At 57.3% G+C, this 12,183-nt stretch carries 8 protein-coding genes and 1 pseudogene; 1 reads left to right on the top strand and 8 read right to left on the bottom strand.

Annotated features, from left to right (window positions below; all coding sequences use genetic code 11):
• The 8 genes and pseudogenes from DBV39_RS15495 to DBV39_RS15530 all read right to left on the bottom strand — a co-directional run bounded on the left by DBV39_RS15495 (position 1) and on the right by DBV39_RS15530 (position 10,771).
• Entirely contained in the window at positions 1–654 is a 654-nt protein-coding gene (locus tag DBV39_RS15495) for an MlaC/ttg2D family ABC transporter substrate-binding protein (protein WP_108623309.1), read from the bottom strand.
• 5 nt (positions 655–659) lie between these two features.
• Positions 660–1,448 (bottom strand): MlaA family lipoprotein, encoded by a 789-nt coding sequence (locus DBV39_RS15500; RefSeq protein ID WP_108622316.1) that lies wholly within the window; start codon positions 1,446–1,448, stop codon positions 660–662.
• Between the two features lie 4 nt (positions 1,449–1,452).
• A complete protein-coding gene (mlaD, locus tag DBV39_RS15505) occupies positions 1,453–1,935 on the bottom strand; it encodes an outer membrane lipid asymmetry maintenance protein MlaD (protein ID WP_108622317.1) in 483 nt (160 codons plus the stop codon).
• A gap of 16 nt (positions 1,936–1,951) precedes the next feature.
• Entirely contained in the window at positions 1,952–2,737 is a 786-nt protein-coding gene (mlaE, locus tag DBV39_RS15510) for a lipid asymmetry maintenance ABC transporter permease subunit MlaE (RefSeq protein ID WP_108622318.1), read from the bottom strand.
• Positions 2,734–3,567 carry an ABC transporter ATP-binding protein gene (locus DBV39_RS15515; protein WP_108622319.1) on the bottom strand — a complete coding sequence of 278 codons (834 nt, stop codon included), beginning with the start codon at positions 3,565–3,567 and terminating at the stop codon, positions 2,734–2,736. Before DBV39_RS15515 ends, mlaE begins: the two co-directional genes overlap by 4 nt.
• 70 nt (positions 3,568–3,637) lie before the next feature.
• Positions 3,638–5,103: pseudogene (locus tag DBV39_RS15520) on the bottom strand (glutamate synthase subunit beta).
• A gap of 13 nt (positions 5,104–5,116) precedes the next feature.
• The gene (locus DBV39_RS15525) at positions 5,117–9,832 is read right to left on the bottom strand and encodes a glutamate synthase-related protein (protein WP_108622320.1); all 4,716 of its coding nucleotides are present in this window, start codon (positions 9,830–9,832) and stop codon (positions 5,117–5,119) included.
• 201 nt (positions 9,833–10,033) lie between these two features.
• Positions 10,034–10,771 carry a hypothetical protein gene (locus tag DBV39_RS15530; RefSeq protein ID WP_108622321.1) on the bottom strand — a complete coding sequence of 246 codons (738 nt, stop codon included), beginning with the start codon at positions 10,769–10,771 and terminating at the stop codon, positions 10,034–10,036.
• Between the two features lie 453 nt (positions 10,772–11,224).
• On the opposite strand from DBV39_RS15530, the gene rpoH reads away from it, so the two are divergent.
• Positions 11,225–12,112: an RNA polymerase sigma factor RpoH gene (gene rpoH, locus DBV39_RS15535; RefSeq protein ID WP_108623310.1), complete on the top strand. Its 888-nt coding sequence runs from the start codon at positions 11,225–11,227 to the stop codon at positions 12,110–12,112.
• The last annotated feature ends 71 nt before the right edge of the window (positions 12,113–12,183 follow it).

The following is a 12,183-nucleotide window of genomic DNA, read 5'->3' on the forward strand; positions in this document are numbered from 1 at the left end:
TCAGTTGCTGCTGTTACGCTTGTTGAGTGCAGCGATCAGTCCGTCAATACCGTTGCGGCTGATTTCCTGGGAGAACTGGTTGCGGTAGTTCTGGATCAGCCAGATGTTTTCAACGTTGATGTCGTATATTTTCCAGCCCTGGGGCGTCTTTTCGAGGCGATAGTCGATCCGCACGGGTGAGGAGTTGGAGGATTCCACGACCTGGGATTGCACCACGACATCATTGGCGCTGGCGTCTCCACGGAACGGCATGATGGTCATGCTTGTGCCATCGTCCACGCGTGTCAGAGCGCCGCTATAGGTGCGGATCAGCGTGTTGCGAAACGCGTCGGCCAGTGCGGTCTGTTGCTCAGGTGTTGCCTGACGCCAGTACTTGCCGGCCGCCAGACGGGTTGTCTTCTCGAAATTGACATAGGGGAGAACGTACTCACCCACAATCTGGTTGATTCGGGCCAGATCCAGCTTGCGTGCCGCTTCGTCCTTCTTGATGACATCAATCAACTGGTCGACCACCTGACCGACGAACTCTGGTGGAGGGGCTTCGGGATTGGGGTTGGCTTGCGCGGCGACCGGAGACGCGAGCGTCAAGGCAACGCCAGCGCAGGCGACGAAACTGAAAATCTTTTGAAGAAACCAGGGCTGCCTGGATGTCATTTTTCTCATTGCGGTGTGTCCTCTTTCATGCCCAACGCTTTCTCGTCGGCCTCGATGGCCTCAAAGTCTTCATAGTCGGGTAGTTGTTCGGCATCTTGCAGGTTGCCGCGGATCATTGCCTCACGGCGCTGCAGGTAGGCATCGCGGATAAAGCTGTAAGGATCAAGCGCAGTACTGTCGACAGTCTTGGAGATGGGTAGCAGGGCGTCACGACGCGCCACAAATTCAAGTCCCCACAGAGAGTTGCGCAATGCTACATCGTTGATCAGGCCGATGGTGATGATCTGATTGCCGTAAAGATTGGGAATGTCGCTCAATCCGTCCCGGACGGTACTCGGGCCGATGATGGGTAAGACCAGGTACGGACCACTCGGCACACCCCAGACGCCCAGTGTGATGCCGAAGTCGTTGGCAATGCGGGGCTGGCCTGTAGTGCTTGCGACATCGATACATCCACCAATCCCCGCTGTGGAATTGAGCAGGAACCGGCCCAATGTGTTGATGCCGTCATGTCCACGCTCTTGCAGAATGCTGTTCAGTCCGGACCATGGTTCGGTGATGTTCACGAACATGTTGAGGACGCAGGTACGCACTGGACGCGGGACCAGGAATGCATAAAGTTCCGTCACTGGACGCACAATCGCTTTGTCAACGGCATCGTTGATGGCGTACATGTTGCGGTTTGAGCCTTCCCAGGGGTCGGCCGGGTTAGGCTCGTTTCCCACAGCGGCACACCCTGCGAGAACCGAGCAAGCCAGACCGGCCAGCACATTTCGAAATTGAACTGTGGACATTGTGTCAGTTTCCTGATGGATTGGAAGCGCCTTCATTTTCAGCGGTGCTGAAAAGGAACTGGCTGATCAGTTGTTCCAGAACTACTGCGCTTTGTGTCAGTGTAATGGAGTCGCCAGCAACCAGCATCCTGTCCTCACCACCCGCATCGAGCCCGACGTACTGTTCGCCAAGCAGTCCGGACGTCAGAATACTGGCCGAGGTGTCGGCCGGAAACTCGAACCTGCGTTCGATATCGAGGGTGACGACTGCGCGGTAGGTTGCGTCATCGAACTCGATAGACTTGATCCGCCCAACGACCACGCCGGCGCTCTTGACCGGGGCTCTGACCTTGAGTCCGCCAATGTTGTTGAAACTGGCCTTGACCGGGTATGTCTCACTGAAAGTGAAACTGCTCAGGTTTCCAGCCCGAAAAGCCAGGAACACGAGCGCAATGATCCCTAGCAGTACGAACAGTCCTACCCAGACATCATATTTCTGATTACTCATTGCAACTCCAAACTTTTTAACTGAACATCAGCGCAGTCAAAATGAAATCAAGCCCGAGTACGGCCAGGGAACCTGCCACCACCGTGCGAGTGGTGGCTCGGGATACGCCCTCGGGGGTGGGCCGGCACTGCCAGCCTTCATACAGCGCGATCAGTGTCACGACGACACCAAACACGAAACTTTTGATAACCCCGTTCAGGACATCTGCAAACACGTCTACGCCATCCTGCATCTGGGACCAGAACGCACCGGTATCAACGCCGATGAGGATCACGCCGACGACCCAGCCACCAAGGATGCCGACCATCGAGAACACGGCAGCCAGGATCGGCATGGCAATCACCCCACCCAGGAATCGCGGCGCCAGTACGCGCCGGATCGGGTCAACTGCCATGACTTCCATGGCAGCAAGCTGCTCGCCCGCCTTCATCAGTCCGATCTCAGCGGTCAGAGAGGTGCCTGCACGTCCGGCAAACAACAAGGCAGTCACTACCGGACCCAGCTCACGGGTGAGCGACAGCGCAACCAGGAGCCCAAGAGCCTCTTCAGAGCCATATCGGTTGAGCGTGTAATAGCCCTGCAGCCCCAGGACGAACCCGACAAACAGGCCTGACACGGCGATGATGAGCAACGAATGGTTGCCAATGAAATGTATCTGCGAGATGGTCAGTCGCGGTCTTTGCCACAAAATGCCGCAGCGCGACAACACCACCCCGAAAAAGCGTGTAAAAACCCCGAGCCCGGTCAGCGTGCCGCCAGTCCAGCTACCGAGTCTGATCAGGAGTTGCGTCAGAAAGTTCATCGGCCGACTCCCCGAGCCTTGGCCCACCGCTCGAATGCGGGTGTCACCGGGTAGTCAAACGCCACCGGTCCATCAGGTAGTCCGTCCAGAAACTGCCGTACATAGGGATCCCTGGAGGCCATCAGGTCCTCGGGCGACCCGCTCGCCTTGAGCCCTCCCTGGCCAACAATGTAAATAGTGTCGGCAATCGAGAAGGTTTCGGACACATCATGTGTGATCAGTACACTAGCACATCCAAGCTGGTCGGACAGGCGGCGGATCAGTCTGGCGGCAATTCCCATCGAAATGGGGTCAAGTCCAGCAAACGGTTCGTCGTAAAAGACCAGATCCGGTGAGCGGATGACCGCCCTTGCCAGTGCAACGCGTCTGGCCATGCCACCGGAAATCTCGGACAGCTTCAAATGTGCGGCTGCACGCAGGCCAACCGCCTCAAGGGTATCAAGCACCTTGGCGGTGAGTTCTGCGTCGTCGAGCAAGGCGTGTTCGCGCAGCGGAAACGCCACATTCTCAAAGACGTCGAGATCCGTAAAGAGCGCGCCTTGCTGAAACAGTACACCCAGGCGCTGGCGCATAGTCTGCCAGGCAGACTGGTCAAACGTCTGGACATCCTGGTCAAACAGGACCATGCGACCGGCAAACGGGCGTAATTGTCCGGTTGCAGCCCGCAAAATCGTGGTCTTGCCAGAGCCGGACCCGCCCATGATGGCCACGACTTCACCGCGCCGTGCCTTCAGGGAGATATCGCGCAAAACGGTAAAATCACCGTACCCAAGCGTAACCTTGTCGAATAAAAGCGCCGGAGTCAAATCCGGCGTCTGAGTAGATTCCATGCCTAATTTTACTTGTGAATCCGGGTAAGTCTCAGAACGCCGGTACAGTCATGGGTGTTTTATGGGTTGATCAGCGTGGTAGCTCACTTGCACCCATCAGGAACTCGTCAACTGCCCGGGCGCATTGACGTCCCTCGCGAATGGCCCACACTACCAGCGACTGGCCTCTGCGCATGTCCCCCGCAGCAAAGACTTTGCTGACACTGGTCTGATAATCATCAGTATTGGCCAAGGCATTACCGCGACCATCGGTCTGCACGCCAAATGCATCCAGCACCTGCTTGAGCGGTGACACAAACCCCATGGCGAGCAGAACCAGGTCGGCCTTGATCTCGAATTCAGACTCAGGCACTTCCTGCATCTTCATCTGCCCGGTTGCCTCGTCGCGTTTCCATTCGACCCGGGCTGCCATGATCTTGGTGACCTTGCCCTTGCTGCCCACGATCGATTTGGTCGTGATGGCCCAGTCGCGATCTGCGCCTTCTTCGTGAGAAGACGATGTGCGCAGCTTGGCAGGCCAGTAGGGCCAGACCATTTCCTTGTTTTCCTCGACAGGAGGCTTGGGCATCAATTCAATCTGGGTGACAGACTTGGCGCCATGGCGGTTGCTCGTTCCAACGCAGTCTGAACCGGTATCTCCCCCGCCAATGACTACGACATGCTTGCCTTTGGCCAGGACCTGCTGCGTGGTCTTGTCACCTGCAACAACCTTGTTCTGCGGCCGCAGGAAGTCCATTGCGTACATCACGCCATCGAGTTCACGGCCTTGAACAGGCAAGTCCCGGGGGTTTCACAGCCACCCGACAGAACGATCGCGTCAAACTGCTCGTTGAGCTGTTCGGGCGTGATGACGGATACATTCTGAGCAGCTGCGTCATCGGGCTGACCAATGTATGTCGAAGGGCTGAATGTGACACCTTCTGCCTGCATCTGGACAACGCGCTGGTCGATCAGATGCTTTTCGAGCTTGAAGTCAGGAATGCCGTACCGGAGCAATCCACCGATGCGATCCTGCTTTTCGTAGACCGTCACTTCGTGTCCTGCCCGGGCAAGCTGCTGGGCAGTGGCCAGTCCGGCCGGACCAGAGCCGACAACGGCCACAGTCTTGCCGGTGCGTTGCAGAGGAGGCTGCGGGGTCACCCAGCCTTGCTCCCATCCCTTGTCAATGATGGCGTGTTCGATCGACTTGATGCCAACAGCGTCGTTGTTGATGTTCAGCGTACAGGCTGCCTCGCACGGTGCAGGGCAGATGCGTCCGGTGAACTCCGGAAAGTTGTTGGTGGAGTGAAGCACTTCGAGCGCCTGTTTCCACTCCTGGCGGTAGACCAGGTCATTCCAGTCCGGAATGATGTTGTTGACCGGACAGCCGTTGCTGCAGAACGGGATGCCGCAATCCATGCAGCGTGCCCCCTGATCTGACGCCTGCTTGTCATCGAGTCGCAGTACGAACTCGCGCCAGTGCTTGACCCGGCTCTCAGGCGCTTCTGACGCTTCCTTGATGCGTTCAAGTTCCAAGAAACCTGTGACTTTTCCCATGTTATTCCCCAGATCAGGCTGCTTTCGCAGAGGTTTTGGCGGATTGCCAGAGCTCGGCCAGTGCGCGACGATACTCAGTAGGCATGACCTTGACGAAGTGGCCGCGAGACGCCTGCCAGTTGCCCAGGATGTCGCGTGCGCGGAAGCTTCCGGTCAGGCGGAAGTGACTCTCGACCAGCCGCTTCAGGATGGCCTCATCCGTCTCGCGATCAGCGCCTCGAACTACGCTATGCCAGATATCTATGTCTTGTTCTTTTTTCTGGGCCGATGTGCTTAGCACCGGCTCGATATCGACCATGGCAGTATTGCAGTTGTTGGCGAACTTCTGCTCGGGGTCGTAAACATATGCCACGCCACCCGACATGCCGGCGGCAAAGTTGCGCCCGGTCTGGCCCAGAACGACGACTGTGCCACCTGTCATGTATTCGCATCCATGATCACCGACACCTTCAACGACAGCGGCTGCGCCTGAGTTGCGAACCGCAAAACGCTCACCAGCGACACCACTGAAGTAAGCCTCTCCAATAGTGGCGCCATACAGAACCGTGTTGCCCACAATGATGTGCTCGGGGCCAAAGCCACGGAAATCGTTGGGGCTGCGGACGATGATCCGTCCACCTGCCAGTCCCTTGCCGACATAGTCGTTGCCTTCGCCAACGAGGTCAAACGTGACACCACGGGTCAGGAATGCGCCAAAGCTCTGGCCTGCGCTACCGTTGAACTGAATATGAATGGTGTCTTCCGGGAGACCTTTCTGGCCATAGATCTTGGCAATGTGGCCAGAAAGCATCGCTCCCACACTACGGTTGCGGTTGCGCACGCCGATGATGAAGGAAACCTTGTCGCCTTTCTCGATGGCCGGTTTGCTACGCTCGATCAGTTGGTGATCGAGCGCTCCAGCAAGGCCGTGATCCTGGGTTTGCGTCTGATAGCGCGCACCTTCGACTGCAGGCTGATGGAAGACTCTCTCAAAATCAAGTCCGTGTGCTTTCCAGTGCTCAATGCCCGGACGGGTGTCAAGCAGATCGGTGCGTCCGACCATTTCGTCGAAAGTCCGCACACCGAGTTGTGCCATCAGTTCCCGAACTTCTTCGGCAACAAAGAAGAAGTAGTTCACGACGTATTCGGGCTTGCCCTGGAATTTCTTGCGAAGGACCGGATCCTGTGTGGCCACGCCTACCGGACAGGTGTTCAAGTGGCACTTGCGCATCATGATGCAGCCTTCAACGACCAGCGGAGCAGTCGCAAACCCGAACTCGTCGGCACCAAGCAAGGCGCCAATGACCACGTCCCGACCCGTTTTCATCTGGCCGTCAGCCTGAACACGGATCCGGCTACGTAACTGGTTCAGCACCAGTGTCTGCTGGGTCTCAGCCAGGCCGAGCTCCCACGGGGTGCCTGCATGCTTGATGGATGAGACCGGAGATGCGCCCGTACCGCCATCGTGACCCGAGATGGTGACATGGTCAGCCTTGGCTTTGGCAACCCCTGCCGCAATCGTGCCGACGCCCACTTCAGAGACGAGCTTGACCGAGACCGATGCGATCGGGTTGGTATTCTTCAAGTCGTGGATCAACTGGGCCAGATCCTCGATCGAGTAGATGTCGTGGTGGGGCGGAGGCGAAATCAGGCCCACACCCGGCACGGAGCAGCGCAGCTTGGCGATGTATTCTGACACCTTGTGGCCGGGCAACTGTCCCCCTTCACCAGGCTTGGCGCCCTGGGCCATCTTGATCTGGATCTGGTCGGCACTGGCCAGATAGTCCGGGTTCACACCAAAACGTCCCGAAGCGACCTGCTTGATTCGCGAGCGCAGGGAGTCGCCAGCCTTCAGGGCAACGTCTGCCTCGATGCGTTCTGCACCCAGAACCGATGCGAGGGTGTCACCGTCTTTGATGTCACTCTTGCCCGTCTGCATTTCACTCAGATAGCGCAGTTCGTCCTCACCACCTTCTCCCGTATTGGACTTTCCTCCGATGCGGTTCATGGCAACGGCCAGCACCGTGTGGGCTTCGGTCGAGATCGAGCCCAGCGACATGGCACCCGTCGCAAAACGCTTGACGATCTCTTTAGCGGGTTCGACTTCGTCCAGCGAGATGGCCTTGGCGGGGTCGAACTTGAACTCGAACAGACCGCGCAGAGTCATCAGGTGGCGGCTCTGATCATTAATGAGTTGTGCGTACTCTTTATAGGTCGAGTAATTGTTTGACCGGCTTGCATGCTGCAGTTTGGCGATAGAGTCCGGGTTCCACATGTGGGCTTCACCCCGGATCCTGAAGGCGTAGTCACCCCCGGCATCCAGTGCATTGGCCAGTACAGGGTCCTTGCTGAAAGCAGCCTGATGAGAACGCAATGCCTCCTGGGCGACTTCGAAGATGTTGATGCCTTCGATGTTGCTCGCGGTTCCCGGGAAGTACTTGCGCACCAGGCTCGAGTGCAGGCCGACCGCCTCAAAAATCTGTGCGCCACAGTAGGACATGAAGGTGGAAATGCCCATCTTGGACATCACCTTGTTCAAGCCCTTGCCGATGGCTTTGATGTAGTTCTTGACGGCCTTGTCACCATCTTCGGCGTACGCACGGATGGATTCCAGTGCCAGAAACGGGTGGACAGCCTCAGCTCCAAAGCCGCCTAGCAGCGCATAGTGGTGTACTTCGCGCGCCGAGCCGGTTTCGACGACCAGTCCGGTCTTGGTGCGGCTGCCCTGTTTGATCAGATGCTGATGGATGGCCGAGACAGCGAGCAGTGCCGGGATGGCAACACGATCGGCGTCGACCTTGCGATCGGACAGAATCAGAATGTTGAAGCCACTTTCGACTGCGTCGGCTGCGCTGGCGCACAGCGCGGCCAGGCGCGCTTCGATTCCCTCGGGGCCCCACTTGGCCGGATAGGTGATGTCGAGCTCGAAGCTGCGGAACTTGTTGCCCGTATACGCTTCCACGTCACGGATTTGCGCCATCGCATCTTCGTCCAGCACAGGCTGTGCAATCTCCAGACGCAGCGGCGGATTGACATTGTTGATGTCGAGCAGGTTCGGTTTGGGGCCAATGAACGAGACTAGCGACATGACCAGCTGTTCACGGATCGGATCGATCGGCGGATTGGTCACCTGCGCAAACATCTGGCGGAAGTAGTTATAGAAAGGCTTGGATCGGTCTGATAGCACGGCCAGAGGGGCATCGTTACCCATTGAGCCGGTCGCTTCCTCGCCATTGCTGGCCATGGGCTCCAGGATGAACTTGTAGTCTTCCTGAGTCCAGCCGAATGCCTGTTGACGATCCAGCATTGGCACGTGAGAACGTACCTGGGCCTTTGCGGCTGACTCTGGCTGAGGCAGAGATTCGAGCTTGATGCGCAGACGGTCGATCCATTGGCGGTATGGGCGGCTGTTCGACAACTGAGCCTTGATCTCCTCATCGTCGATGATGCGGCCCTGTTCCAGATCGATCAGGAACATCTTGCCGGGCTGCAAACGCCACTTTTTGACGATACGGCTTTCGGCGATCGGCAGTACTCCCGCTTCGGACGCCATGATGACAAGATCGTCATCCGTGATCAGATAGCGAGCCGGGCGCAGACCATTACGGTCCAGTGTGGCACCGATCTGTTTGCCATCAGTAAAGGCCACAGCAGCCGGGCCATCCCACGGCTCCATCATCGCGGCGTGATACTCATAGAAGGCCCTGCGGGCAGAATCCATATGTTCATGCTGTTCCCAGGCTTCCGGGATCATCATCATCATGGCGTGTGCGAGCGAGTAGCCGGACATCGCCAGCAACTCGAGACAGTTGTCGAAGGTGGCGGTGTCGGACTGTCCTTCGTAAACGATCGGATACAGCTTGGAGAGGTCCTGGCCGAGAACGGCCGATTCCATGGTGCCTTCACGGGCTCGCAGCCAGTTGAAGTTACCTTTGACCGTGTTGATTTCACCGTTGTGGGCAATCATCCGGTATGGGTGCGCCAGCGGCCAGGCCGGGAAAGTATTGGTCGAGAATCGCTGGTGTACGAGAGCCAGTGCAGAAACCGCACGAGGATCTGAAAGGTCTTTGTAGTAGGTCCCAACCTGGTCGGCCAGCAGCAAGCCCTTGTAGACGACTGTACGCACAGATATCGACGGTACGAAGTACTCCTTGCCGTGGGCAAGCTTCATGGCGTTGATGGCGTGGCTGGCGGTTTTACGGATCACGTAAAGCTTGCGCTCAAGTGCATCGGGCACCATCACGTCTTCACCTCGCCCGATAAAGAGCTGTCTGATCACTGGCTCGCGTGCCTTGACCGTGGGTGACATGGGCATGTCAGTGTCGACCGGCACGTCACGCCAGCCCAGTACAACCTGGCCTTCGGTGCGCACCGCGCGCTCGAGTGCCTGTTCACAGGCCAGACGGGATGCAATTTCCTTGGGGAGAAAGACCATGCACACGCCGTATTCGCCCGGTGCGGGCAGGGTGACACCCTGCCTGGCCATCTCGTCGCGATACAGCGCGTCAGGAATCTGGATCAGGATGCCGGCGCCATCGCCCATCAGCTTGTCAGCACCGACTGCGCCGCGGTGGTCCAGGTTCTCCAGGATCTTGAGACCCTGAGAAATGATGGCGTGAGAGGGCTGTCCCTTGATGTGGGCGACAAACCCGACGCCACAGGCGTCGTGCTCGTTCTGCGGGGTGTACAGACCCTGGGCGACGGGAGCGTCAGCCTGGCGGGGTTGAAACTTCAGAGGGTAGGTCGTCATGGTGCGACTCCTTTCGAAACCTTGCGCTTGATGCGTGCGGTTCGAGACGATAACCCCCTCTTTTGTGCTTTGCAAGAGAAATAAAAAGGGTCTGACCCTAATTAATTGACTATCAGTTCATTTGTTTTTCAAATAGGGACGGATCAAATAACGGCGCAGGACGTGTGAGCGACCCCCCCCGGGATGGTTCTCTTGTTCGCTTCAGTTTTGCTCCTGCGCCTGTTGGTGCTTGTCGCTGGTTTGGGCGTGACTCTCTGTTTTGCGTGGGCGACCACGACGGGTTGGCACGGCGCGTCGACTGACCAACGTCCCGAGGCCCGCCACAAAGGCATCCGAACCAAGTGCCCATTGCCCACGAATCGCCTGATCTATTCGAGCTCGTTCCAGGGGCTCTAGTCCACGTGTCAGGGCAGCCCGGTGGCGGGCCTGCCGGTCAAACGGTGTGTTTCCACAGCTCCAGTAATCATGATGAAAGCCTAGCTGCGAGATCAGCCCGCGTTCAGATCCGGCGTGTGAACCAGCAGAGCTCCATCGCCAGGCCAGTGGTCCGGGAGCCCAGCCTTTGTCGGCAGGCGCACTCTCAACCCAGATGATCGCCGGTATCACCCAGCTCCCGGGTTCTAGCAGGGCACTGCGGTAGCGGCCCTGAAACACCGGGCCAGACCGCAGAGTAGATCCCAGCCTTCTGCCAAGGCCCTGAATGAGCCGGGAGAGTGATGCCTGATGCGCAGGAGTCGCCACCAGTCGAATGGCACATGGAGTGATGGTCCAGGCGTGCAATCGGACGCCTTCTTTCTGAGACGCCTCGCCAAGCCAGTGCGCGAGTCGATCAAACTGTTCTGTGTCAGGGCCATTGCACCAGAGCGTGCGCAGGGAATCGGAAAAGTTTGCTACAACCAGTTGTGAAAGATCGGGAGCATACAGGCGTGGCAGGCGCATGAAAACTTGACTCGCAAATGACAACAGTGACTCTGGATGTTAGATCTCTTTCGCAGGCTCGTCTTACCTGGATCGCGCGTGACCATTCGTGCAGAAAGGTATGCGAAAAGATCACTGAGCGGACTGAAGAACGGTGTCTGGAGCAGAGGCCTCTGATTATCCGCCAACCTTGGTCATTTGGCCAAAGATGACTGGACTATGCATGGAGAGCGATAAAATCCGGAACTATTTCTTTCAAAAACCATCTTATTAGCACTCTCAATCGTAGAGTGCTAATATCGAACAAGACGAGTTGGCGCAGTTGCAGTGGTTCAAGCCCGAGAGGCAGGGTAATGTTTCAAACGCCTTGAAAGGCTGCTCACCAGTCATCTCATGATGTCGATCAATACCAACCTGAACAAAGCAAGAGAGAATTTGAACGCACAACCATTAAGCATGGAGCTCGGTCAACCAATGTCTGCTCAGAATGCCCTGATAGTCAGTCCGAATACGATGGCGATGGCGATTTCGAACCCGGGTGCCCTGGGTTCCATTGAAGCCTATATCGCGGCCGTCAATCGTATTCCTATGCTGAGCGCAGAAGAAGAGTCAACGCTTGCGACCCGACTTCAGGAACATGAAGATCTGGAAGCTGCTCGCAAGCTGGTGCTCTCACACTTGCGCCTGGTCGTGTCGATTGCGAGACAGTACTTTGGCTATGGTCTGCCTCAGGCAGATTTGATCCAGGAAGGCAACATCGGACTCATGAAAGCGGTCAAGCGCTTTGATTCCCAGCGGGGCGTGCGACTGGTGTCGTTTGCCGTCCACTGGATCAAGGCCGAGATTCACGAGTTCATCATCCGAAACTGGCGTCTGGTCAAAGTTGCCACGACCAAGGCACAGCGCAAGTTGTTCTTCAACCTGCGAAGGATGCGACCAGATGGTGGGCAGCTTGACACCGAGCGTGTCAACGAGATCGCCCAGGAACTGAATGTCCGTACAGAAGATGTACGAGAGATGGAAGTTCGCATGAGTGGTCGCGAGGTGTCATTTGACATGTCCACTGGCGATGATGATGATGCGGATTTCGCGCCGGTCCAGTATCTGGCCGACGAAACGGGCGGACCAGAGCAGATGCTGGAGCAGCGACATCAGGATGCACTGTATAGCGAAGGGCTGGCAACAGCGCTTGAGAACCTGGACCCCCGCTCAAAGCGGATCGTTCAGGCTCGCTGGCTCAATAACGATGAATCGCTGACCTTGCACGATCTGGCCGCAGAATTCGGCGTGTCGGCTGAGAGGATCCGGCAGATTGAAACCGCCGCCTTCAAGAAACTGCGCGTGGCCCTGCAGGATGGCTGATCTGCTCACTTGATCTGGATTAAACGGGGCAAGCATCTCAGGATTGCTTGCCCCATTTTTTAACCACAATC

Source organism: Orrella marina, from assembly GCF_003058465.1.
Lineage (GTDB): Bacteria > Pseudomonadota > Gammaproteobacteria > Burkholderiales > Burkholderiaceae_B > Algicoccus > Algicoccus marinus.

Coding starts and splice junctions, on each gene's coding strand:
- DBV39_RS15495 (WP_108623309.1), bottom strand. CDS start 654: ATGACATCCAGGCAGCCCTGGTTTCTTCAAAAGATTTTCAGTTTCGTC.
- DBV39_RS15500 (WP_108622316.1), bottom strand. CDS start 1,448: ATGTCCACAGTTCAATTTCGAAATGTGCTGGCCGGTCTGGCTTGCTCG.
- mlaD (WP_108622317.1), bottom strand. CDS start 1,935: ATGAGTAATCAGAAATATGATGTCTGGGTAGGACTGTTCGTACTGCTA.
- mlaE (WP_108622318.1), bottom strand. CDS start 2,737: ATGAACTTTCTGACGCAACTCCTGATCAGACTCGGTAGCTGGACTGGC.
- DBV39_RS15515 (WP_108622319.1), bottom strand. CDS start 3,567: ATGGAATCTACTCAGACGCCGGATTTGACTCCGGCGCTTTTATTCGAC.
- DBV39_RS15525 (WP_108622320.1), bottom strand. CDS start 9,832: ATGACGACCTACCCTCTGAAGTTTCAACCCCGCCAGGCTGACGCTCCC.
- DBV39_RS15530 (WP_108622321.1), bottom strand. CDS start 10,771: ATGCGCCTGCCACGCCTGTATGCTCCCGATCTTTCACAACTGGTTGTA.
- rpoH (WP_108623310.1), top strand. CDS start 11,225: ATGTCTGCTCAGAATGCCCTGATAGTCAGTCCGAATACGATGGCGATG.